The 22,304-nt window shown below is 43.2% G+C and carries 24 protein-coding genes and 1 pseudogene; 8 read left to right on the top strand and 17 right to left on the bottom strand.

The features are described from left to right. Positions 1-111: 111 nt before the first annotated feature. From OCV52_RS05900 to rsuA, 3 genes are all read right to left on the bottom strand, one after another. Positions 112-771 (bottom strand): DUF2913 family protein, encoded by a 660-nt coding sequence (locus tag OCV52_RS05900; protein ID WP_137408730.1) that lies wholly within the window; start codon positions 769-771, stop codon positions 112-114. Further along, the gene (locus tag OCV52_RS05895; protein ID WP_137408729.1) at positions 771-1,988 is read right to left on the bottom strand and encodes a Bcr/CflA family multidrug efflux MFS transporter; all 1,218 of its coding nucleotides are present in this window, start codon (positions 1,986-1,988) and stop codon (positions 771-773) included. Before OCV52_RS05895 ends, OCV52_RS05900 begins: the two co-directional genes overlap by 1 nt. Before the next feature lie 154 nt (positions 1,989-2,142). Further along, on the bottom strand, positions 2,143-2,838 hold the full coding sequence (rsuA, locus tag OCV52_RS05890; RefSeq protein ID WP_008222807.1) for a 16S rRNA pseudouridine(516) synthase RsuA: 696 nt from the start codon (positions 2,836-2,838) through the stop codon (positions 2,143-2,145). Between the two features lie 97 nt (positions 2,839-2,935). On the opposite strand from rsuA, the gene OCV52_RS05885 reads away from it, so the two are divergent. From OCV52_RS05885 to OCV52_RS05870, 4 genes are all read left to right on the top strand, one after another. After that, positions 2,936-4,678, top strand: a complete 1,743-nt coding sequence (locus OCV52_RS05885) for a DEAD/DEAH box helicase (RefSeq protein ID WP_137408728.1) — start codon at positions 2,936-2,938, stop codon at positions 4,676-4,678. A gap of 170 nt (positions 4,679-4,848) precedes the next feature. Then, positions 4,849-5,247: a PepSY domain-containing protein gene (locus tag OCV52_RS05880; RefSeq protein WP_137408727.1), complete on the top strand. Its 399-nt coding sequence runs from the start codon at positions 4,849-4,851 to the stop codon at positions 5,245-5,247. 61 nt (positions 5,248-5,308) lie between these two features. Continuing rightward, positions 5,309-5,968, top strand: coding sequence for a response regulator transcription factor (locus OCV52_RS05875; RefSeq protein WP_004741316.1), 660 nt, complete (start codon positions 5,309-5,311; stop codon positions 5,966-5,968). A gap of 150 nt (positions 5,969-6,118) precedes the next feature. Beyond that, the gene (locus tag OCV52_RS05870; RefSeq protein WP_137408726.1) at positions 6,119-7,468 is read left to right on the top strand and encodes an ATP-binding protein; all 1,350 of its coding nucleotides are present in this window, start codon (positions 6,119-6,121) and stop codon (positions 7,466-7,468) included. 103 nt (positions 7,469-7,571) lie between these two features. Here the strand turns inward: OCV52_RS05870 and OCV52_RS05865 are convergent. The 3 genes and pseudogenes from OCV52_RS05865 to OCV52_RS05855 all read right to left on the bottom strand — a co-directional run bounded on the left by OCV52_RS05865 (position 7,572) and on the right by OCV52_RS05855 (position 10,214). Continuing rightward, positions 7,572-7,972: pseudogene (locus OCV52_RS05865) on the bottom strand (VOC family protein). Positions 7,973-8,163: 191 nt separating this feature from the next. Beyond that, positions 8,164-9,471: an LssY C-terminal domain-containing protein gene (locus OCV52_RS05860; protein ID WP_137408724.1), complete on the bottom strand. Its 1,308-nt coding sequence runs from the start codon at positions 9,469-9,471 to the stop codon at positions 8,164-8,166. A 14-nt stretch (positions 9,472-9,485) separates the two neighbouring features. After that, positions 9,486-10,214: a glycosyltransferase family 2 protein gene (locus OCV52_RS05855; protein ID WP_137408723.1), complete on the bottom strand. Its 729-nt coding sequence runs from the start codon at positions 10,212-10,214 to the stop codon at positions 9,486-9,488. 368 nt (positions 10,215-10,582) lie between these two features. On the opposite strand from OCV52_RS05855, the gene rplY reads away from it, so the two are divergent. Beyond that, complete coding sequence (gene rplY, locus OCV52_RS05850) at positions 10,583-10,861, top strand: 50S ribosomal protein L25 (RefSeq protein ID WP_004741321.1); 279 nt, start codon at positions 10,583-10,585, stop codon at positions 10,859-10,861. Positions 10,862-11,336: 475 nt separating this feature from the next. After that, positions 11,337-12,536 (top strand): zinc metallochaperone GTPase ZigA, encoded by a 1,200-nt coding sequence (gene zigA / locus OCV52_RS05845; protein ID WP_137408722.1) that lies wholly within the window; start codon positions 11,337-11,339, stop codon positions 12,534-12,536. A 126-nt stretch (positions 12,537-12,662) separates the two neighbouring features. Here the strand turns inward: zigA and OCV52_RS05840 are convergent, their stop codons facing one another. From OCV52_RS05840 to OCV52_RS05830, 3 genes are all read right to left on the bottom strand, one after another. Next, positions 12,663-13,877 (bottom strand): CobW family GTP-binding protein, encoded by a 1,215-nt coding sequence (locus OCV52_RS05840; protein WP_137408721.1) that lies wholly within the window; start codon positions 13,875-13,877, stop codon positions 12,663-12,665. Between the two features lie 147 nt (positions 13,878-14,024). Further along, the gene (locus OCV52_RS05835; RefSeq protein ID WP_137408720.1) at positions 14,025-14,447 is read right to left on the bottom strand and encodes an NUDIX hydrolase; all 423 of its coding nucleotides are present in this window, start codon (positions 14,445-14,447) and stop codon (positions 14,025-14,027) included. A 30-nt stretch (positions 14,448-14,477) separates the two neighbouring features. Next, positions 14,478-14,954 (bottom strand): RDD family protein, encoded by a 477-nt coding sequence (locus tag OCV52_RS05830; protein ID WP_137408719.1) that lies wholly within the window; start codon positions 14,952-14,954, stop codon positions 14,478-14,480. A gap of 270 nt (positions 14,955-15,224) precedes the next feature. On the opposite strand from OCV52_RS05830, the gene OCV52_RS05825 reads away from it, so the two are divergent. Beyond that, a complete protein-coding gene (locus OCV52_RS05825; protein WP_137408718.1) occupies positions 15,225-16,505 on the top strand; it encodes an MFS transporter in 1,281 nt (426 codons plus the stop codon). A 70-nt stretch (positions 16,506-16,575) separates the two neighbouring features. Here OCV52_RS05825 and OCV52_RS05820 read toward each other — a convergent pair whose 3' ends face one another. From OCV52_RS05820 to OCV52_RS05800, 5 genes are all read right to left on the bottom strand, one after another. Beyond that, entirely contained in the window at positions 16,576-16,872 is a 297-nt protein-coding gene (locus OCV52_RS05820) for an NUDIX domain-containing protein (protein ID WP_137408717.1), read from the bottom strand. 30 nt (positions 16,873-16,902) lie between these two features. Further along, the gene (locus OCV52_RS05815; protein ID WP_137408716.1) at positions 16,903-17,412 is read right to left on the bottom strand and encodes an RDD family protein; all 510 of its coding nucleotides are present in this window, start codon (positions 17,410-17,412) and stop codon (positions 16,903-16,905) included. Between the two features lie 151 nt (positions 17,413-17,563). Beyond that, positions 17,564-18,319: a nucleotidyltransferase domain-containing protein gene (locus OCV52_RS05810; protein ID WP_137408715.1), complete on the bottom strand. Its 756-nt coding sequence runs from the start codon at positions 18,317-18,319 to the stop codon at positions 17,564-17,566. After that, a complete protein-coding gene (locus OCV52_RS05805; protein WP_137408714.1) occupies positions 18,303-19,067 on the bottom strand; it encodes a carbon-nitrogen hydrolase family protein in 765 nt (254 codons plus the stop codon). The genes OCV52_RS05810 and OCV52_RS05805 overlap by 17 nt, the downstream gene beginning before the upstream one ends. A 105-nt stretch (positions 19,068-19,172) precedes the next feature. Then, on the bottom strand, positions 19,173-19,835 hold the full coding sequence (locus OCV52_RS05800; protein ID WP_137408713.1) for a DNA alkylation repair protein: 663 nt from the start codon (positions 19,833-19,835) through the stop codon (positions 19,173-19,175). A 205-nt stretch (positions 19,836-20,040) separates the two neighbouring features. Between OCV52_RS05800 and OCV52_RS05795 the strand changes: the two genes are divergently transcribed. After that, positions 20,041-20,562 (top strand): prepilin-type N-terminal cleavage/methylation domain-containing protein, encoded by a 522-nt coding sequence (locus OCV52_RS05795; protein WP_137408712.1) that lies wholly within the window; start codon positions 20,041-20,043, stop codon positions 20,560-20,562. Between the two features lie 82 nt (positions 20,563-20,644). Here OCV52_RS05795 and OCV52_RS05790 read toward each other — a convergent pair whose 3' ends face one another. Genes OCV52_RS05790 through OCV52_RS05780 form a run of 3 tightly spaced genes read right to left on the bottom strand, consistent with a single transcriptional unit; the run spans position 20,645 to position 22,273 of the window. Then, the gene (locus OCV52_RS05790; RefSeq protein ID WP_137408711.1) at positions 20,645-21,178 is read right to left on the bottom strand and encodes a GNAT family N-acetyltransferase; all 534 of its coding nucleotides are present in this window, start codon (positions 21,176-21,178) and stop codon (positions 20,645-20,647) included. Next, positions 21,168-21,716 (bottom strand): GNAT family N-acetyltransferase, encoded by a 549-nt coding sequence (locus tag OCV52_RS05785; protein ID WP_137408710.1) that lies wholly within the window; start codon positions 21,714-21,716, stop codon positions 21,168-21,170. Before OCV52_RS05785 ends, OCV52_RS05790 begins: the two co-directional genes overlap by 11 nt. A 38-nt stretch (positions 21,717-21,754) precedes the next feature. Further along, on the bottom strand, positions 21,755-22,273 hold the full coding sequence (locus OCV52_RS05780; RefSeq protein ID WP_137408709.1) for a GNAT family N-acetyltransferase: 519 nt from the start codon (positions 22,271-22,273) through the stop codon (positions 21,755-21,757). Positions 22,274-22,304 lie beyond the last annotated feature (31 nt).

Here is a 22,304-nt window from a genome sequence, read left to right as displayed (position 1 = left end):
GACTAAAAGCAAATGGGGGATTCTAGTGGCGACTGGCGCTATGACAAGCAAACAAAAAGAGCGGATAATTCCGCTCTTCGTATCTCTAATCTCGCATCTCGTATCTACCCATTAACCAACAAAACTAATTGGGATCTCAGCCAATTGGTTGCCTTGGTTAGCAGGGTATACAATGTATTCACCGTGGTACTTCACGGCAGACTTATAGTCAGTCACTTTATGAAGCATGAAGCCCGCTTCCATTGCCGCTTGGATAAACTCAGCGTGGTTACCACGCACAAACCAGTTCATCGGCTTAACCATAAGCTCACCGTCGAAAGAGTCATCACACTGCTTACCACATAGCGCGAATGAGTGCTCACCATCAGTAAAGAACTGAATTTTGTCACCTGTGGTTAGTTCATCTTCACTCGATACGCTCCAACCCATCTCATACATCTTGTCCATAAAGGCTTCAACGTCACTGTCTTTCAGTGATTTAGGCTCTTCACCTTCTGGGAAGAACTGAGCGTAAAACGCTGAGATTCGCTTAAACGTAAAAGTTAAATCAGAGTTGTTACCCTTTGAACGGCCCTGCTTTTGCCAGCGAACCAAATCAGGCACAACAACACGATCATACGCTTGTGCTTTGATTGCCTTAGTTACCCAGCGAACAAGATATAAGTTGTTCGCGATAGGAGCGTCAATCGCTTTGCCTGACTTGTGTAATGCGTAAAGTTCACCAAGTGCGGTGTTCACAAGCTTCTGAATTTCAATATAGTATTTTGACATTATGCCTTCTTTCCTAATGTCCAATATAGTAATGCTGACAGTATTGCACATGCTGCCATCACCATAGCCATTGGTCCTGCAGTATCACTTGGTAGCATTGCGACGATTGCCCCAACCACAGAACCAGTACCAAATCTTAATGTGCCCGCGAGTGATGATGCAGTACCAGCCATATTCGGGTATCCACTAAGTAGGAGCGCCATTGAGTTACTACCAATGGTAGACAGTGTGCCGATAAACAGCATCACGAATGGCACAATGCCCCACAGGCCGATATCTAATGACCAGCCGACCAACAACCCCAAACCTGCGAACAGCTGAATGGTTAAACCCACTCGAAGCATCGCGTGAGAACCGACTTTCTTCACGATTCGGCCATTAATGCTCGTCATCAAGATCATTGCAACGATGTTTAAGCCAAACAGGTAACCAAATAGGTCTGGACGAACACCGTAGATGTCGATGTAAACAAACGAACCAGCGGTTAAGAACGCGAACATTCCCGAGAAAGAAAATGCACCCGAAAAAATCAGCCCCATTGCCGTTGGGTTCTTACATAAACGAGCGTAGTTACGAATCGTCGTTTTGAAACGCAGTGGCTGTCGATTTTCTACCGGTAGCGTCTCAGGGATCTTCATCGATACCGCTAGAATGACGATCACAGCAAAGATAGCCAGTACCCAAAAAATTGAGCGCCAACCAAACCACAATGCCAAGTAACCACCAATCATTGGTGCGATAAGTGGCGCAACCGTCATAACCAAGGTTACGAAAGACATGGTTCTCGCAAAATCTTCACGATCAAACATGTCACGTACAACTGCTTGGATGATTACAGCTGCCGCTGCGCCTGCAAAACCTTGTGCAGCACGAACGTAAGTCAGCGCTTCAATGCCATGGGTTGTCGCACTCACCACAGAAGCAATCGCAAACAAGAACACACCAATCAAGAGTACTGGCTTGCGTCCATAGCTATCAGCTAATGGGCCATGCAATAACTGCCCCAACGCAAAACCTGCGGTATAAGCGGTTAGCGTTATCTGTACTTCGCCCGCCGTTACACCAAGATCTTTGGCAATGGTCGGCATCGCAGGCAAGTACATATCGATCGCGAGCGGCGTCAACGCACCAATCGCACCGAGAATCAAAAATAGCACTAAGCCTAATTGAGGGGTTTCTGGTTGAGAGCTTGGGCTCTGTGGGGTAGATGTCTGCATGGTTCTCCGAATGTTTAACTGATAAAACTAGGACCGGCGTGAACACGCAAGTCAAAAGATTGGCTGAGACTTTCCTAGTACCAGTCAACATCATCAGCCGACGCCATCCTTGGTCGGCTTTGCAACGAGAGCGCTATAAATTAATAGCTAAGGGTTACTTCCAGATAGAATCAACTTCTTCTTGCGTTAGGTAACGGTACTCACCTAGCTCAAGAGATTCGTCCATCTCGATTTCACCAATGCGTTCACGGTGTAGTGCTTCTACCTTGTTACCAAGAGCAGCAAACATGCGTTTTACTTGGTGGTATTTGCCTTCGTGAATCGTTAATAGCACTTCACGCTCGGCACGCACTTCAAGGTGTGCAGGAAGTGTTAGGCCATCTTCGCTTTTCAGCTGGATGCCCTCTTTGAATTTTTCAACGTAGTCTGGTTCTACTGGATCAACCAACCACACACGGTACATCTTTTCACACTTGTGTTTTGGTGCGGTAATACGGTGAGACCATTTACCGTCATCCGTAATCAGAACAAGACCTGTAGTATCAACATCTAGACGCCCTGCAAAGTGCAGCTTGTCCATTTTGATTTCATCAAGCAATTCAAATGCGGTGCGATTTGAGCCATCTTCATGCGAACAAACAAACCCTTCCGGCTTGTACAACATGATGTAACGTGGGCCATGAACATTCAGTTCATTACCTTGCCACTCCACTACACACTGCTCAGTTACTTTAACTGAACCGCTTTTTTGCATGACATCATTCACTGTCACAGTCTTTGTTTTTAATAAGTGTGTTGCTTCTTTTCGAGTAATGCCTAGTGCATCGCACAGAAATTTATCTAAACGCATGAATACCTCAACTAATCTAAGTCGGTTATTATAGTCACCTTTGCTCAATTAGTTGAGCTATTTCACACTATTTGTTCTCCATTTTACAAGACGCGATATGTATACACTCCGCCCATACCAAGCAGACTCAGTAAAATCAGTCATTCACTACTTCAGAAAACACCAAACACCGGCTGTTCTCGTGCTACCAACAGGGGCTGGGAAAAGTTTGGTCATTGCTGAGCTGGCAAGGCTTGCCAAAGGGCGTGTATTGGTACTGGCTCACGTGAAAGAGCTGGTTGAACAAAACCATGAAAAGTATGAAGGTTATGGGTTAAAAGGCTCTATTTTCTCCGCTGGTTTAGGCCGTAAAGAGACCGACCAACAAGTGGTATTCGCGTCGGTTCAATCAGTGGTACGCAACCTCGATTCATTCTCTAACCAATTTTCACTTTTGGTTATCGATGAATGCCACCGAGTACCCGATGAAAAGAACAGTAGCTATCAGAAAGTGATCACTCACTTGCGTGAAAACAACTCGGGCATCAAGGTACTTGGCTTAACGGCAACCCCTTATCGCTTAGGCATGGGGTGGATTTACCAATACCATACTCGTGGGCAAGTGCGCTCGGAAGAACCAAGATTCTTTAGAGACTGTATCTTTGAGTTACCGATTCGCTACCTGCTCGACGAAGGCTTCTTAACACCAGCTCGCATGATAGATGCGCCAGTATTGAGTTATGACTTCTCACAATTAAAACCCGCGAGCACGGGTCGATACAAAGAAGCCGAACTTGATATGGTTATCGAACAATCAAAACGAGCGACACCACAGATTGTCGATCAGATCATTCACCTCGCCCAAGACAAACTGGGCATCATGGTGTTTGCAGCCACCGTTCGACACGCTCAAGAGATCCTAGGCTTACTACCTGAAGGTGAAGCCGCGATTGTCATTGGTGACACGCCAACACTCGAGCGTGACCAAATCATCAACGATTTCAAAGAACGAAAAATCAAATTCTTGGTCAACGTGTCGGTTTTAACCACCGGGTTTGACGCCCCTCATGTGGATTTAATTGCGATTCTTCGCCCGACAGAATCCATCAGCTTATACCAACAAATCGTTGGCCGTGGCTTACGTTTATCTCCGGGCAAAAAAGAGTGTTTGGTTCTCGATTACGCGGGTAACAGCTATGACCTTTACCAACCAGAAGTCGGAGACCCTAAACCAGATTCAGACAGTGAAATCATCACCATCCCCTGCCCGGCTTGCGGCTTCAATAACAATTTCTGGGGTAAGCTCGACAGCAACGGTTTCTTGCTTGAACACTTTGGCCGTAAATGCCAAGGATACTTCACAGATGAGGACACAGGTGAACGTGAGCATTGCAACTACCGCTTCCGCGCCAAATACTGTGGAGAGTGCGGCGCCGACAATGACATTGCAGCGCGTATTTGCCATGAATGTGACGCTACCTTGGTAGACCCAGACAAAAAGCTCAAAGAGGCACTTAACCTAAAAGATGCTTTGGTGTTTGAGTGTTTAGAGATGGACCTTAATGTTCTGAAGGACGACAAAGGCAAATCGCAACTTAAAGTCACCTACCGCGGTGAAAACCAAGCGCAAGTCCATGAGTTTTGGTCACTGACCACCAAGAAGCAAAAGCAGAACTTTAAAGACCAGTTTGTTCGCCCTCACCTTGCAGATAGACACAGACCTTTTGAGGAAACGTCACCGTCAAAAGTGGTTGCTCACCAGCATAGATTCCGCCCACCACAATTTGTGATTGCACGTAAGGTTGGTCGCTTTTGGAAAATGAGAGACAAGATATTCGAAGATGAGCTACAGCAACGTTGAGGTTAAAGATAAGTCTTACGTTCTTAACACTTGATGGTTAGTCTCCGTGATGTGTAGGCGCTCTCATCGTCAAATTTTTAGGTATCAATTTCTCATTATTAATCAGGTTCACTTTCTGTTCAGAATTACTTTTTTATACTGAACGCTATCAACCTTCTCTAGGATTCGCTATGTTTAGTAAAGCTATGATTTCTTTGTTTTGTATAAGCTTAGGCTTATTTGTTTCTGCTGGCGCATGGGCTGACTCGCATCATAATGGTCATGAATTAGTGCAAGACGTTCATAAAGCAGGAACCCGCATTGAATTTGAAGAAGACCAAGACGAGGTCTACGAAGCGGTTCGAGAAGGTTATATTCGCCCTTTCTCTGAGATGTATGCAGCGGTAGAAAACGACCTTCATGGCCGAATCATTAAAGTCGAACTAGAAGAAGATGATGATATTTGGGTGTATGAGTTAAAAATTAATTACCAAAACAACATCATAAAAGTTGAATACAACGCCGAAACGCTGGACATGCTAAAGATTGAAGGCCGCAACTTTAAAAACGCAATTAAACACGGCGACTAATTAAGCGCGACGAATAGTTAAGTACGACGAACAGTCATTACAAGAATTAAGAAGAACAATTATGAAAATTTTAGTCGTTGAAGACGAACCTCGTTTGGGCCAACAGATTATTGAAACACTTGAGGGAGCCGACTGGGTTCCAGAACTCTCCCAAGATGGTATCGACGCTCTTTATCGCGCGACATCAGAAGAGTGGGATGCGATTGTTCTCGATCTAGGTCTACCTAAGCTTGATGGCCTAACCGTTTTAAAAGGCATTCGAGACGAGAACATCAATACGCCAGTGATTATCTTGAGTGCACGAGACACATTAACTCAACGCGTTGAAGGCTTGAACGCTGGCGCCGACGATTACCTCACTAAGCCATTCGAAATGGTTGAGCTGATTGCCCGTATCCGCGCACAACTTCGCCGTGCGTCGGGCAGCGCTGCACCAGTTCTTCAAATTGGTGATTTAAGCTTGGACACCCGCAGTTCAAAAGTGTTGTGGCAGGGCCAAGCAGTCAGCCTAACGGCACTAGAATATAAGGTTGTCGCGTATTTCATGCATAACCAAAATAAGGTTATCTCACGCACCGAACTGGTTGAGCATATCTACAAACAAGACTTCGACCGCGATTCAAACACGGTTGAGGTATTTATTGGTCGTATTCGTAAGAAAATCGCACCTAAGATCATCAAAACCGTGCGTGGCCTTGGCTACCAACTGAATGCTGAATAAGTCTCTATTTAATTAGAACAACAAACATCAATTAAACTAAGAGAAATCAAGCACACTCCCCCACTAAGTGGACAGCCTGTACTGATCATCGAAATAGCTGATCATCGAAATACAAGTCGATAACGATGAGCAAAGGCAGGCTGGAAATGCATGAATCTAAAGAAACGAACACTTAAAAACATCAGTTTAAAAAGCCGCTTGCTTCTCGCTGCGGCTTTTTGGCTAGGTGCGATGATATTGGCGGCCGGTGTTGGTATACCAAAACTGGTGAACGATTACCTTGTCGACGACATGAAGCAGCAACTTGCCCTGACCATGGACGAACTGACCGCCAATATTGAGACCAATGACAATGGCAACCTAATCATGGCAGAACGCCTGTCTGACCCGAGGTTTAACCAACCTTACAGCGGTATTTATTGGCGTGCTTCGACTCAAGGTCAAATCATTCGTTCTCGCTCTCTATGGGACAAAGACCTCACCATCAAGCGCTCTCCTATTCACACTTCCGTTAAGGGACCTGAAAAAGAGAAGCTGATTTACATTGAGCAAGATATCTACCTGCCTTCACTGAGCGACCCAATTACCATCACCATTGGTATTGACGAAGACCCACTCGAGTCGACGCTGGCAGAACTAACAGGCCAAGTATGGTTGATCCTAATGTTGTTGTTTGTCGGCGTTCTGATGTTAATTGGTATTCAAGTGAGCTGGTCTCTATTACCTCTTAGTAAGATGCAGCGTGAGTTGGTAATGCTGAGAAAGGGTGAACAGCAAGGGCTAAGCGATAACTACCCGAAAGAAGTTTCTCCATTGGTATCTGACCTCAATGCCCTACTCTTTCATTACCAAGAATTACTGGAACGCGCACGTAACCACGCGGGGAACCTATCCCATGCATTAAAAACGCCGCTGTCGGTGATGAAAAATGAAATAGAGATGCTGCCTGACAACGAGAAGAAACTGTTACAGCAACCCATTCAGCAGATCCAAAGCCAGATAGATTACCACCTTGGTCGTGCTCGTATGGCAGGTGCAATGAACATCCTTTCGGTGAAGTCGTCGCCTTGTGAACGTGTTGAAGCGATCTCGATGGCGTTTGATAAAGTTTATGCCGCCAATGAAGTCACTATGATCAATGAGCTGGACTCTGAACTTGAGGTCGCTGTAGAAAAAACTGACCTAGATGAGATGGTCGGTAACCTACTCGAAAATAGTTATAAGTGGGCGGGCAGTATTATTCGCGTTCACGCTAATGAACTGACCGATGGCAATGTCGAATTGATTATTGAAGACGACGGACAAGGTATCCCTGAAGAAAAGCTCGAACAGGTGACCAAACGAGGCGTAAGGTTGGATGAAACGACTCCTGGTACCGGTCTAGGCCTGAATATTGTGAATGAAATGGCACACAGTTACCGCGGGAACTTAACGCTAAGCAAAAGCTCAATGGGTGGCTTGAAAGCCTCTCTTGTTCTAAAGGTATCTCAGGCCTCTTAAGACGACTACATTCGAACAGCAGTTATACCTTGAATAAAAATAAGGAGTTTACGCATCACGCATAAACTCCTTTTTGATCCTGTGCCGTTTTTACTCTGCAAATTTAAGTCATCGAATGTAAACCAATGACATTGCTTTCGGTATCAATAACCACACTGATGAAACTTTGTTATCCATGAAGAGAGCGGGCTGTCCAATCGCCATTTTAGGTACTTGTAGAACACCACCATTCGCCGCCGCCAAGCTTGCTTCTATCGCACAATCATCGCAAGAGAAGTACACCATAGTGCTATTGCCCCCGGCCTTAACATCAGGCATCGAACACAAGGCCCCTGTCGCGCCGTATTTGTCCATATCGCTAGGAAACACCCACATTTCAATATCGATGCCCGTTTCGTTATCTAACTTCTCTAGCGTAACTTTAAAGACGGCCTCATAAAAGGATTTGGCTCTCACCATATCGTCGACATAGATTTCAAACCAACCAACCGGATTCATTTGCATACTTTGTCCTTAGCTTTCGCCCTTGTTCACCCTTAATTCGGATAGACAAGGTTGACGCTATTAGAACGATAGAAACGCTCAAAAGATGTTCGGCTTTAATAAGCAGAAATAACAGAACCTTGTTTGATTGATATTCAAACAAGGTTCGTATTTATCGGGAACTAAGTTAGAGAGCGTCTTAAAGGCGCGCTTTATATATCATTCACTGTAACATCTAAGGTTTGTGATTCATCACTGTATGTCGTTGAGCCAATAACCAAGATCTTTCCGTCTGTGTAGTAGTCATGTTGATCATTCATTACTTCAGCATTCGCGAGAGGCAAGTTAACCAGTTCGATACTTGGGTAAGTGGATTTAATTTGCTGCGCCAACCGATCTCGCTCTTCATCAACATTCGGGTCAATGTTATGAAGGACGGTCACAATGCCTGAGTAAGGGGTGACTTTAAGGCCATCATCATAACTAATTGCGCCTAACCACTGAGGCTGGTTAGTTTTAATACCAACACCAGCGCGCCACCAGCGAATATGGCTTCTCTTCATCAGGTTGCCTGGCAATTGAAAGGCCATATCTTGTGGTTGATTTCGCCAATATAAGTCAGATACAGGCGGTGTTTTATCTTTTAGGAGAGTAAGGTAATTCGACCACTCAATATCATTTCGAGAGAACGTTTGATTTTCTATCCAGCCCAACTGGTTCATGAGTTCACGAGGCGATTCTCCGACATAAACAACATTAATCGCTTGCGCATCATAGATTGGAGAAAGCCCAGGAAACGCTTTGTAAGTCACGTGTTGTAAGTCGACCGAGTTCATCGGTGCCGATGTTTGTTGATTTTGAAAGTCATCAGCTTTCCAGAAGAAATGGGCATAATTTGCGTAACACAGCCAAGCCACTAAAAACGCGCTGGTTTTTAAGGTCAACTTACGCCATTTAAGTTTGTTGCCCACAACAACAAAAATGGTCACTGCAACTAAGCCAATCAGTAAGCTTTGGTGCTCGCTTAGGAAAACCTTAACCGCACCCAATAAAGGAAACTGTTCGACACCATGTGCCAACAACATACCCCAAGCAATGAATTGACCACCGCCAAGCAATAAGCCTATCGAAGACAACAGCGTAAAACTGTGCCACTTAACGCGATGAGAACCTGCAATAACAGGAACAACCCAAGCAATAGGACCCAAAAGGCGTGCCGCGACTATAATGAATGTGCCCTTTTTCGCAATGAGATAACGACACCGTGCGATCAGCCTTTTGGTTTTTGGTCGAAATTGAATTAGCTTCTTTTGGGCTGTCCTTCCCCACTTTAAACCAATGAAGTAACTCAGTTGATCCCCAACGAAACCACCTAACATTACAAACACCAACGCCATCCATGCACCTGAATACAGTTGAAAGCCCGCAGCGATAAAAAATGGCTCTCCCGGTACAAATAAGTTTGGGCCAATGAGAGCATCACCCAATGCTCCCAAAAACAGCCCTAGTCCATCAAACATAACAACCTCAATGCTTACTGTTCTTTGTAGTGACCAAACTTGTAGTTCATTTCGTTGTTACGCATTTCGCCTTTAAAGAAGCGTCTTATATTGGCTTTAAGGTAAGTTGAACCCGTCTTCACAACACCATCTTGGTCTAATCGACGTGGGTCAAAACCGAAGGTCATATTTAGGAATCTAAATCGCCATGTTTTGCTCGCACGTTTTACATAATCACAATCCTCACAAAGGAAAATCTCTTCATCGAAACCACCGATCTCTTCATGTGCTCGTTTGGTTGAGAAAATACACGCGCCAATCGCGGTCGGGAAAAAGAACTGAGTCGCAAATAAGCCCGCATTAAACAGCCCATAACCGAATTTATGAACCAATGGCAGCCCTTTTGAACTCATGTATACGCCAGCAACTTCAAGCTTGTTCTCTTCTAACTCATAAAGCGCCTTTGCAAGGAAGTTACGAGGCAGGCTTACGTCGGCATCCAAGAAAAGGATTCTGTTGTATTGTGCCAAAGCAGCCCCGGTGTTTCGACCAAGGCTAACACCGCGTTCTTGCATATGGTGGACTGTCAGTTTTGGCAATGCACTTTCATAGGCTTGTGCGACTTCTCTGGTGTTATCTTCACTATTTGAGTCGACCACGATCACTTCGAACTCTTGATGGGTTTGCACGCTCAACTCTTCCATTAAGCGACTAATGCGTTTCTCTTCGTTTAACGTAATAACGACAATACTTACCGGTTCCATGTTTTCACCTATTCATTCTGCTGATTAATTAACACTAAGGTTACCTAACCAAGCATTAACCAAGCCTTAGGCGAACATTCATTTTCCGTTCATTAACTTGATGATTTCGTGACGATATAAACAGGGCAAAAGAACAAGACAGAAGAGTAAAGAAAGCGATAAAATAGGGTTAGCGAGCGTTTTATCTACAAACGAGCCAAATATCGAAGGAAATTCACTTTGTGATAGGCTTCTTACTTGCTCATATTCAAATGTGATGTTAGTATCCGCGCTCGCTTAAGCATGAACTCGTTCAGCATAAGCATTACCACATACTCAAGGTCGCATTGAGATGTGAAGTTAATTTTTACTAATTTGAGAGTAAAACTATGAAATTTGAAGCAGTAGTACGTACTGAACTAGGTAAAGGTGCGAGCCGCCGCCTACGTCACGCTGGTAAATTCCCAGCTGTAATCTACGGTGGTGAAGCAGCAGCTGTATCTATCGAACTTAATCACGACGAAGTGATCAACCAAATGGACAAGCCTGAGTTCTACGAAGCAATCACTCTACTGATTGACGGCGCAGAAGTTAAGGTTAAGCCACAAGACGTTCAACGTCACGCGTTCAAGCCAAAAGTTGAGCACATGGACTTCATCCGCATCTAATTCCCTACCAAGGAATAAGATTGGATTAATCCAGCCTTCTGCATAGAAAAGATAATCGACCTTACCAATCGAGAAATCTAAAAATTCGAAACCCCGATGCTACCAACATCGGGGTTTCACCGTTTTTGGGATTTAGAAAATCAAGCAGTATTATGATTTTTCATAGCCTTAGACAGTAAATGGGTAAATAGTGGAAGCACGACAGAGCTTCATTCATATAGCCCTTTTCGGCGCAGCAACAAGTTCTTCTTTTGTCATGACATGCTTTTTCTCTTCGTATATAGAAGCCCAACACCAGGTAAGAGTCCGATGTACTTTATTGCGTGCATCTAAGCCTCTACCATTTAAAAACGAATAAAGACGCCAATAAAGTCCAGCTCTCCACACAGTAATAAACTGCTTGATGCCAGAGTTAAGATCACCGATCATGCTTGGTGTTATATTATAACATTACACTAATAAGATGAGCATGAGCATGAACACCCCAAAACTCCCTGTTACGGTTTTATCTGGCTTTCTCGGCGCAGGAAAAACAACCGTTTTAAGTCATATTCTTAACAACAGACAAGGCAGAAAAGTTGCGGTCATCGTCAACGACATGAGTGAAATCAACATCGATGCAGCGACCGTTCAGAATGAAGTTTCGCTCAACCACAGTGAAGAAAAATTGGTTGAGATGAGTAACGGCTGTATCTGTTGTACCCTGCGTGAGGATCTACTTGAAGAAGTCACCAAGCTCGCTCAAAAAGGAAGATTCGATTATCTAGTTATTGAGTGCACTGGTATCGCTGAGCCACTCCCGGTTGCAGAGACTTTTACTTTTGCCGATGAAAATGGGCTTTCGCTGTCAGACGTTGCCCGTTTAGACACCATGGTAACAGTGGTTGATGCCATCAACTTCCTACGAGATTACGATGAAGCTAAGTTCTTAACAGAGACGCCAGAGTCGTTGGGTGAGGACGATGAACGCAGCGTCGCCGACTTGCTCGTTGATCAAGTAGAGTTCGCAGACGTTATCCTGATAAGTAAAACCGACCTAGCTGAAAAAACAGAAATCGAAAGGCTTTTAGCGATTCTAAAAACACTCAATACCTCAGCCACTATTATTCCTATCTCGAATGGTGAAGTGGAACTTGATGCGGTACTCGACACGCAGAGCTTTAGTTTTGAAAAGGCACAACAAGCCCCAGGTTGGTTGAAAGAAATGCGTGGCGAACATATACCTGAAACCGAAGAATATGGTATTTCCAGCTTTGCATATCATGCGAGGCGTCCTTTCCATCCAGAAAAGTTCTATGATTTCCTCCATAACGCAGAAGACTACGGCAAACTGCTTCGTTCTAAAGGTTACTTTTGGTTAGCAACAAGACCGGACTTCGTCGGCCAGTGGAGCCAAGCGGGCGGCATCGCACGTTATGGTGCCGCTGGTATGTTTTGGAAATCAATTCCGAAAGAGGATTGGCCGACGGATCAAGACTCCCTTGATGCCATCAACAACATTTGGCAAGAACCCTATGGCGATATGCGACAAGAATTGGTGTTTATTGGTCAGGGGTTAGAACAAGAGAAATTGATTGCCCGTCTTAACGAATGTTTGCTGACAGAAGATGAAGTGAAGCAAGGGCGCAACAATTGGTTGTCTCTGGAAGACCCTTTCCCTGAGTGGGAAGAGTAAATAGCTTAAATCAAAAAGCCTCCCGTTACTTAGGAGGCTTTCACATTTTATGGGGTCACTCAGTGATACCTTTATTGGAGCAAGCCGAAATGTAACAACGCAACGACGTGTTATACACTAGTGTACTCAAAGTGTTCTCTTCTGGTTTAGCTTGGCAATTTTCTTTGGCCAAGGATCTTCAAACGTCTCCCCTTGCTGCCACTGCTCCAATTCCGCATCAGTCAAAAAGCAGCTTTCCAGTGCATCGATAAAGGCATCGACTTCATCTTCTTGCCCAATCACCGTTAGACGACAACGACGATCACCAAAGCGGCTTTCAACACTGTCTATCTTATCTTGTAAGATTTGACGATGCTCCTCTGTATAGTTTTGCGATTCATCTTCGATTACCGAAGCGCGCCAAAAGCCCGTGATTTCAAGGCCTACATTACCGTTCGCTTGGCTCCAAAGCAGTGAGACATCGTCTCGAGTTGGGAACCAAAAGAACCCTTTACTACGAAATACACCTTTTGTTAAATACTGTTGGCAGGTATTCCATAAACGAGCTGGATGAAATGGGCGATCATCTTTGAGCACTTTTGCAACAAGACTTTGTTCGTCTTTATCGGATAAATTCAGCGGTTCATTCACAGCCTCTCGAAGTTCTGTGATTAACTGTTCAACTAGTACGAAGTTATAATCTTGCTTACCTTTCAACATGCGAACATCCAAATTTCCCCAAGACGTTTTAATTATCTCGGTGTACACATTGAGAGGATGAATCGCCTGCGCAATGTTGCGAACAGTATTGTCATCCACCTTATCTGTTTTAGTTAGCATGACACGGTTTGAAAACATGATCTGCTCAACCAACAAGTTTTCTACCCCCCTAATACCTCGCTGAACATTCTCCTGCCACTTAGGGATTAACGTAGCTCCTTGTTGAAAATCATCTCGCAGCCAAGTCGCATCGACTAAAGTAATCACGTCTTTGAGTGCAAATTGTACGCTGTTTTTGAAATACTCGACCAAAGGTAAAGGATGGCTACTACCCGACGTTTCAATCACAATCCATTCTGGTGCGTTTTCTGCACAGAGTTTTTTAAGCGCTTTATCAAGTTTCTGTACACCACTCGGGCTACTGATACTATCGCCACTGATCGTGACAAAGTTGCCCTGATCTTCACTCACCGCATCTGTATTTAAGATAAGCACGCCATCGATATCCAGCTCACTCATATCATTTACAATAACGGACAGTTCATCACCGGAATACTCGGTTTGTTGGAGAATATTGCGTAAAAACGTGGTTTTCCCTGATCCGAGAAACCCATGCAAAATAGTGACTGGAATTGACGACATAGCTTTGACCTAAAAACCGGAAATAAACGAACGTTATAACATAACAAAACCATATACAGAAGTAATCCCGAATTGTCTTAGGTCAATAGCTGATGAAAAGGTAAATATAAGATAAAGCCCGAGGTAGCCTCGCCTTTAGCGATTAAACTAAATTGGAAACAGGCAAGTATCTATATTTTTGAGAAACATCCCCACTCGCACGACTTCTTTCAAAGCAACACCATCAGCACTTATACCTACAGGCGCCGAATTCAGTGGGTACCACGCGATGCTGTCTGCTTCTTGTGCTGTGATTTCACCTTCCCATTGGGTTACCACAAAATAATGAATCAGCTGTAACTCTTTTGTTGGGTGGTAGAGTGAACATAAGAATGTGTATTCAATTGGAGTAACGTTTAGCTCTTCGTTAAGCTCTCTAAACAGTGTCTGAATTTGATTTTCACCCTGCTCTATATGTCCGCCAGGTATTGTAATTAAGCCGGGGTCAGTGTCCTTAGAATCGCTGCGCTTTTCTAACAATACTTGTGATTCATTGAGCAAGATAAAAGAGACACACTCATGGACATCCATCGATTTTTCCTTAGGCCGAAGTTTAGATAATTAGGCTTTCTTTACGACAACAGAGCCTGCAATGAAATCATGAATCGCTCTGCGTTTGTGATTAAATAGCATGGAGGTGAACTCTAAAAGAACCCAACCAATCATTGCATAACCAACAAAAATAAAGGCTCTGCCTTGCTCTAAACTTTCCCAAGTCTGGCCGTAGAAAGACAGTTGCGCGTAAGCATAGAGACTAAAGGGTATAAGCATGATTGGGACAATATCTCTCATACAAGACTGTTTGAGGGTTAGGTTTCGGCTTTCAGATACATCCACTACTTTCACTCGGGTGACCATTTTACCGATTGTTTGCCCAAATTTAGCTTGCATGCCTACGTAGTAAGTGATGCCAATTAGTGAATTCACCACTCCCCAAGTAAAAACACAACCTGAACTTATCACGCCAGAAAGTACGTAGTCGTCTATCCACTCCAAAGGCAAAAATACGATTGAATCTATCCAGATAGCAAAGTTCACTAATAATCTACGTTCCTCCCAAGCAGTTTACCTAACACGATTGCTGAACGACTCGCAGCCACCATTATTCGACAAGGCGTCCTATAAAGCCCCAAAATTGAATACCTAATCAACACCATGTCAAACAGTTGGTTGAAAATTTCCTACGATCTACTTCAAGCTTCCGAAAAGGAACCGTCATCACAAAAACACACTCACAAATATGAGACAGTATGCACGCTTCAGGGTAGTTTTATAAAATATAGCGATAGTTAAGACTGCTAAGTCTTCTTGTTAAAAACAACACCGATTGAGCAGCAGGTGACTTTAAGGCGTGGCAACGTAAGTGTGAAAATGATCAACATCCCAGTATACATCGAGTTTTTTACAAAGATGAGTAGCGCTATATTTACGTTACTTCTAGGCAAGTTACTTTTTGATGAAACCAATAGTTTATGGGCATTTGCTTCAGCATATGGAGGGGAGTTTGTCATTGTTACACTCATTCAAATGTATGCAGGTTCCATTGCGGATAAATACTCTCCTCTTAGAATTCTAATATTCACAAATGCGATCAGTTCTATTGTTTTTATCTCCTTGTTTACTGTGTATGACTACTTTTTGTCCCATAGTTTGTTTATCGCCGCAGTAATTGTCTATATCTTCAGGCCATTTTATAGGACCAGCTTGTTTGTTCTTATTAGAACCGTAGCAAAAAAAGAAGAGCTTAAAGTACTAAATGGAAGAGTAACCTCAGCATCACAACTAGGCCAAATATTCGGTCTAACTCTTACAGGCGCAATGCTCTCTTTTTACTCGGTAAACTACATATTCCTAGCAATGGCAATTATCTACATTTCGTGTTTGTTTATGTCAATAAAATTCTGTACGTCCTCACATTATAATTGCTCTACAAATGCGAGAGGTGATGGAAACAGAATTAACTGGAGAGAGTTTGGGCAATTTTTAAAACTAGAAAAGCATTTCAGTGTCAGATTATTGAGCAGCTTTTCAATAGCATTTTGCTTGGGCGGCTTCTATGTTCACCTTGCACCTGTAGTTGTAGAAAAGTTCTCCAATAGTGATATATGGCTATCTATTCTCAGTGTAAGTTATGCTGCTGGTGCCATTATTTCAGGTATGCTCATAAAAAAGACAAATAACAGCTTATCTAATACATCATCAGATAACCTACTATTATTCAATCAAATACTAGCCATAGCAACCTTCATGTCTTTTGGTCTATTCGATAGTCTTTACTGGGTACCAATTTTACTGTTCACATTCGGTATCTCTACCACTTTATCAGCTGTTGGCTTATCTACGTACTTACAAAAAAACACGCTCGATGAGATAGCAGGTAGGACCGCAGCAGCACAGAACATTGTAATCGCATCAGGTAACGCGTTGGTTGCTTTCTACTCCTCATATCTGTTCGACTATTCTTTTATTTTCTCGTCTCTCGGTGTCTCTATAATGCTATTTTTCCAAGCTATCTTTTTTAGAGTTTTATTTTTGCTATATCCTGGAAAACCAAGTGATGTTTTTTGTATGGAAACGAGTAAATCATAGGTAGTGATGTATTTTCTTCATTGCTCATCAACTCTATAAAACACGGAACATTTTTGGTGTAGCTGAATAGTCACAGGTAATGTCCCACACGCCCTACTTCTTTCAAAGCGACACCATCAGCACTGATATCGACAGGCGCAGAATTCAGTGGATACCACGCGATGCTGTCTGCTTCTTGTGCTGTGATTTCACCTTGCCATTGGGTTACCACAAAGTAATGAATAAGCTGTAACTCTTTTGTTGGGTGATAGAGCGAACATAAGAATGTGTATTCAGTTGGAATAACGTTTAGCTCTTCGTTAAGCTCTCGAAACAATACTTGTGATTCATTGAGCAGGATAAAAGAGACACACTCATGGACATCCATCGATTTTTCCTTAGGCCGAAGTTTAGATAATTAGACTTTCTTTACGACAACAGAGCCTGCAATGAGATCATGAATCGCTCTGCGTTTATGATTAAATAGCATGGAGATGAACTCTAAAAGAACCCAACCGATCATTGCGTACCCAACCAAAATAAAGGCTCGGCCTTGCTCTAAACTTTCCCAAGTCTCGCCGTAGAAAGACAGTTGCGCGTAAGGATAGAGACTAAAGGGGATAAGCATGATTGGGACAATATCTCTCATACAAGACTGTTTGAGGGTTAAGTTTCGACTTTCAGATACATCCACTACTTTCACTCGAGTAACCATCTTACCGATTGTTTGCCCAAATTTAGCATGCATGCCAACGTAGTAAGTGACACCAATTAGTGAATTCACCACTCCCCAAGCAAAAACACCACCCGAGCTAATCACGCCAGAAAGTACGTAGTTGTCTATCCACTCCAAAGGTAAAAATACGATTGAATCTATCCAGATAGCAAAGAAGCGTCTCCAGAAATTAGAATACTTATTGGCATACATTTTTGTTCCTTGGTCTCTATTGGCAATAAAGCACAGACCCTACAACACATCAGCTTTTAATACATTCAACTAGCTATGATTTATAAAACAAATGCGAATCGGTATGCATATGTCGATAATTTACCCCACCGATTTTCAGGCTCACTAACGCTCACGACAAGTTCTTGCTTAGTCTTTCATACAACTCTAGAGCTTTAACTTTTGAGGTTAATTGCCCGAGAGCGTATTGATGGGCTAATTCAATATCGTCACTTTGCTCTGGATAATAACGCTTGGCTACTGCAGTACACTGGATCAGGTTGGTGTGCCAACTTCCGTCTTTCTCAGCGACAAAGTAGTACGCCGCCCGCACTAACTTTTTGCCAATCAGCTTAGCGACATCCGCATCGGTCATTGTTTTAAAGGCTAGGCCCATTTGATCCAGAAAAGTAGACAAGTCACCATTAAGCGCTTGGGCTATTTCACGACTAGGTTTGTAACGTTGAAAATCAATAGATAAATCATTACCCCAAATACAACAGCAACAGTGCTTGAGCCAAAACTGCCAATGGAATTTTTCTTGTGGCTGCAGAACTTCTGAAAGTGAGCCCGGGTCGATATCAAGCTTACTGACTTGGGGATATGCTTTGGGAATGCAGTCAGAAAGGTGCTGAAATAGTCGCTTCTCTTTTTGACCAATAGGTGTATTGAGTACGATAGAAACATCCAAATCCGAGTGACCAACAACCGCCGTTCCTCTCGGCACACTTCCGTATAGGTAGATACCATCAATTTGATTCGGAAGGCCACTTAACAACGAATCAATAACGGCACTCACAACCTCTTGGAATTCGGGAGCGATATTCTTAGGAGAGTATAGGTTTTCGATGAACCTGTCTTTGTCGAGACCTCTAGTTTGATTCAGCATGCCACTTTCCAGCTATATTAGGATCTGTTTCACAGCCCGAGATAGTACATAGAACAATACCATTCTCTTTTGAGTTTGCACTGATCACGAGCTCTCCTTGCGAACTCCAAACCGAGCTCTTGCCACACGTTTCCCAACCTCCCGTCACAGAGATATGGTTGCTCAGTAATACTGGTATACCGTGTTCCGACGCAATTCCAGATAAGATTTTAGAATCCGGATCAAAGCCATTCTCAGAGATTAAAGCGCTCGCTAAATAGATATCAGCATCTAGATGTTTAGCTCGTTGGGAGTGATCCGCCTCTATGAAGTCAGCACATATTGCTAGCGCGATTTTATGCCCATTCACATCAAATGTATAATCAACATCGCCAGCGGAGCAGTAGTTGCCCTCTCCATCATGCAGGTGCTGTTTAGAGTAGAACTCGACTCTGCCGTCGGGAAAACAAATAACGGCGCCTATGGTGGGATGGGATAAGCCTGGAACTCGCAGGGGACAACCAGCCACAATAATCATCTCACTTTGAACCGAAGCTCGGGAGAGTTCTTCAAAGTTTGATGGCTCAAGAGACAATGCAAGTTCTTCCGCTAAATCAAGCTCATAGCCGGTTAGTGATAGCTCGGGGAAAACAACCACATCCGCATTGTACTTTGACGATTGCTCTATCATTTTTAGATGTTGCTTAAGGTTTTCTCTCCAGTTGCCTCTGACGACAGGAATTTGGGCCAAACTGATAGTGACACTCATTTCAAACTTCTCCAAAAAAACAAAAAATGCTACAAAAATCGCTACATAGCTAAATGCGGTATACGTTAGGGGCTGTACTTATAATTCGACTTCAAACACCGCTTATCAAAGCGACATTAACTCTCGCTTAATCTCATTGTCCAATTTTTCAATCGCGTAACGAAAAGCCACTCTTGGTATTGCGGCATACTTGGTATTCAGATAACCAATAACCTGTTGAGGCTCTTTTTGACTGAGTACTTTAAGCATCCAACCATAGCCTTTCTGTACTAAGTCATGCTTATCTTCGAGCAATAGATCCGCTACGCGAAACGGATCCAACGCAGCGTATCGATTCTTATTGATAGGATAAATTAAGATGACCGCAGCGGCTCTACGAACAGCAAAATTCGAATGCTCAACCCATTTGGTTGTGAGATCGAACAAATCATTGTACTGAGACAGCAACTCCCCAAAAGCATGAGTACAAAAGTCGTCACAATCGTTCCAGTCTGTGACGAACTCTGTTAACCAACTTTCAAAAACAGGGAACGTGTCTCTTGAATATTGTTTTCTTACTCTAAAAGCCCAATCGTACGCGATAACTCCTAGCGCCCAGTCTCTTTGCTCCAATAATTGAGTACACAGAGACAACACACTAGAAATATCTTTGTCTTCAAGAGTCTTAAAAATCTGAGCAGAAATGGAACGAACCTGAGCTGTTTTGATATCCACTTTCGGATAACCCACTTCTGAAAGATGCTGCTTTGCCGTTTCGACCATGCTCACGAAAACAAACTCCTTGTCTATCTAAATTCAATATTGAAGTGAGATATCCGGCTCTTAAGATATTTCTAGATTGAGTTTTATAAAATAAAGCCATGTAAATCACAACATTCATTATTGGTTAATAAAATCACCTCTGCAATATAGAAATTTCCTTTGGCAATAGTTACTTATAATGCATACTTGCCGTCTTCAAAAGAGGTGCATAATGAAAAAGAACGGTTTTACAATTATTGAGATTGTTGTCGTTATTGTGATTCTTGGAATAATCGCCGTTACGGCAGCGCCCAGATTCCTGGATGTGAGTACAGATTCGCATATTGCAGCCGTGAAAGGTACTGGCGCTGCTTTCAAAGCAGGTGTCGATCTTGCCTACTCAAAAAATTTGACCTTAAACGGTGGCGGTCCATCTACGAATATTCCTATATATGATGATTCTGTCACCGGCCAGCTTGACTTCAATGAATGGGGATACCCAGTACAGCAATGGCCTTACGCAGAAGATTTTCCAAGGCTGGATAATCCGGAAGACTGTATTTCGGTATGGGGAGCTCTCCTGATTGATCCACCGAGCGTTTCTAGTTTCAACTCACCGACTAATACTGACTATATCGCTGAGTACATCCACACCGACCAATGCCGTTATCATTATCGAGTCGTACCGGGGATATCTATTTACTACAACTCGATGAATGGCGATGTCACAGTAGATGACGAACCAGACAGCTAAGCTCTAGTTTAATGCTCAACGCGTTGGTGCACACAAATAAACTTAGAGAATGCCAAGCATCAAGATTCAGACACCCTAAAAATTAAGACAAGCACGTTTTGGCGAAAACCAGCGTGCTGTCTAACTCTCCAGAAGGTAAACGCCTAGCATTAGCTAAACGTGCTTCTTGCTGGTAGCCACATCGCTGCGCCACTGCCTGACTTTTCACATTCGTTGCTGCCATTTTTATTTCAACCCGCTTTGCCCCTTTATCAAGAAAGGCAAACTCTTCAACGAGTTGAATCGCCTCGCTCACATAACCAAATCCCGTTTTCGAAGTTCGTAACCAATAACCGATTTCAAAACAAGGTATAGAGTCGTCTCGAACAATAAAACCAATGGCGCCGATGAACGCCTCAGTATTCTTTTCAATAATACTGAACCAAAAATCCCCCACAAAATTAGAGAAATTACTGGCAGCCTCTTGAGTATTGAGTTCAAGTTGTTGCCGAGTTAAGGATTCAGAAACCCAAGGCAGGAATTCGGACAACTCAGCCATACATTCTTGAACAACGTTAAACATTTCATCAGTATGGATTAATGAAGGAGGTGTTAATTTAAGTCGTTCACTTTCCATTACTCTCACCTTCCCACTCTGAGCGAAGCATCGCTAATACAACGGTATCCCACCACTTATTTTTGAAAAATCGGTGCTCTTTAAAGCAAGCTTCTTGTCTCATCCCGAGTGACTTACACAATCTTATCGCCGCTAGATTCTCACCAATGGTTTCCGCATAAATTCGATGAACACCTAACTCTGAAAACCCAAAACCAGCCAGAGCATTGGCCGCTTCTATGGCTAGCCCTTTCCCCTGAATCTCTCTCGCAAAAGCGCAACCCATTGAAGCTTGCTGGTTATCTTCAAGGCGCAAACACACGGTTCCGATAAACTTCCCTGACTCTTTACTTTCCACAGCTAATTGATAGGACTGACGAGGATCTTCCTCAGCCTGTTCAACAAACAATTGAGTAAGTTGATGGTACTTACTAGGCTCACAATCAATCTCATTATAGAAGCGCTGATATTTGGCGTCCTGTGACATAGCCACAAACGCGCTTTGATCTTCAAGCGTCATATCTCGAAGAACTAATCGGTCAGTTTCTAGTTTGAACATCAAAATTCCTTTTTATCTGTCGCCTAAACTGTATGGCGTTACTGGCAGTCAAGCCAATAACGAGCTACTGGGCCAGGAAAGACTTTACCAAAAACTATTTTTTCGAACTTACCACCATTTGCCTCAATGACTTTTCGTGAAGCTATATTGTCTTCGTCTGCGGTAATCAAAGCTTGTTTAATACCCAGAGAGCTCGCTTTTGGAATAGCGAATTTGAGCATTGCCTTGCCGTAACCAGAACCTCTCTTTGAGGGAGCAATATCGTAGCCAATGTGCCCCGCTTCAAGTGACAAAAACTCATTATCGATACGATGACGAACACGAATGGCGCCAAGTATCTCTCCTTCATCATTTACCAACCAATAATGATTACATGGCACATAACCGTCGGGTAAGTTAACGCCTCTAGCCTCATCATTTAAGCATTCAATATAACGAGAAAAATCAAGAACACCGTCTTTGTAATAATCAGAGTTATCGATGTCGTGCTCCAAGAAGTCTTGGTAATACACCTTAAAAGCGGACTCAAATTCTTTGGAGGGCGACACTAGTTTCATTGTTATCTATTCCTCTTACGATAAAATTAAA

The organism is Vibrio chagasii, assembly GCF_024347355.1.
Lineage (GTDB): Bacteria > Pseudomonadota > Gammaproteobacteria > Enterobacterales > Vibrionaceae > Vibrio > Vibrio chagasii.
The sequence above is the reverse complement of the archived record's forward strand: the minus strand, read 5'-3'. Positions and strand labels throughout refer to the sequence as shown.

Bases quoted from the DNA above. Each gene is read 5' to 3' on its own strand.
- OCV52_RS05790 (WP_137408711.1), bottom strand. From the start codon at position 21,178: ATGGAAAGTGAACGACTTAAATTAACACCTCCTTCATTAATCCATACT.
- OCV52_RS05780 (WP_137408709.1), bottom strand. From the start codon at position 22,273: ATGAAACTAGTGTCGCCCTCCAAAGAATTTGAGTCCGCTTTTAAGGTG.
- OCV52_RS05815 (WP_137408716.1), bottom strand. From the start codon at position 17,412: ATGTATGCCAATAAGTATTCTAATTTCTGGAGACGCTTCTTTGCTATC.
- OCV52_RS05785 (WP_137408710.1), bottom strand. From the start codon at position 21,716: ATGTTCAAACTAGAAACTGACCGATTAGTTCTTCGAGATATGACGCTT.
- OCV52_RS05860 (WP_137408724.1), bottom strand. From the start codon at position 9,471: ATGTTTGATGGACTAGGGCTGTTTTTGGGAGCATTGGGTGATGCTCTC.
- OCV52_RS05875 (WP_004741316.1), top strand. From the start codon at position 5,309: ATGAAAATTTTAGTCGTTGAAGACGAACCTCGTTTGGGCCAACAGATT.
- OCV52_RS05805 (WP_137408714.1), bottom strand. From the start codon at position 19,067: ATGAGTGTCACTATCAGTTTGGCCCAAATTCCTGTCGTCAGAGGCAAC.
- OCV52_RS05900 (WP_137408730.1), bottom strand. From the start codon at position 771: ATGTCAAAATACTATATTGAAATTCAGAAGCTTGTGAACACCGCACTT.
- rplY (WP_004741321.1), top strand. From the start codon at position 10,583: ATGAAATTTGAAGCAGTAGTACGTACTGAACTAGGTAAAGGTGCGAGC.
- OCV52_RS05810 (WP_137408715.1), bottom strand. From the start codon at position 18,319: ATGCTGAATCAAACTAGAGGTCTCGACAAAGACAGGTTCATCGAAAAC.
- OCV52_RS05870 (WP_137408726.1), top strand. From the start codon at position 6,119: ATGAATCTAAAGAAACGAACACTTAAAAACATCAGTTTAAAAAGCCGC.
- OCV52_RS05835 (WP_137408720.1), bottom strand. From the start codon at position 14,447: ATGGATGTCCATGAGTGTGTCTCTTTTATCTTGCTCAATGAATCACAA.
- zigA (WP_137408722.1), top strand. From the start codon at position 11,337: ATGAACACCCCAAAACTCCCTGTTACGGTTTTATCTGGCTTTCTCGGC.
- rsuA (WP_008222807.1), bottom strand. From the start codon at position 2,838: ATGCGTTTAGATAAATTTCTGTGCGATGCACTAGGCATTACTCGAAAA.
- OCV52_RS05840 (WP_137408721.1), bottom strand. From the start codon at position 13,877: ATGTCGTCAATTCCAGTCACTATTTTGCATGGGTTTCTCGGATCAGGG.
- OCV52_RS05880 (WP_137408727.1), top strand. From the start codon at position 4,849: ATGTTTAGTAAAGCTATGATTTCTTTGTTTTGTATAAGCTTAGGCTTA.
- OCV52_RS05795 (WP_137408712.1), top strand. From the start codon at position 20,041: ATGAAAAAGAACGGTTTTACAATTATTGAGATTGTTGTCGTTATTGTG.
- OCV52_RS05885 (WP_137408728.1), top strand. From the start codon at position 2,936: ATGTATACACTCCGCCCATACCAAGCAGACTCAGTAAAATCAGTCATT.
- OCV52_RS05855 (WP_137408723.1), bottom strand. From the start codon at position 10,214: ATGGAACCGGTAAGTATTGTCGTTATTACGTTAAACGAAGAGAAACGC.
- OCV52_RS05895 (WP_137408729.1), bottom strand. From the start codon at position 1,988: ATGCAGACATCTACCCCACAGAGCCCAAGCTCTCAACCAGAAACCCCT.
- OCV52_RS05820 (WP_137408717.1), bottom strand. From the start codon at position 16,872: ATGGATGTCCATGAGTGTGTCTCTTTTATCCTGCTCAATGAATCACAA.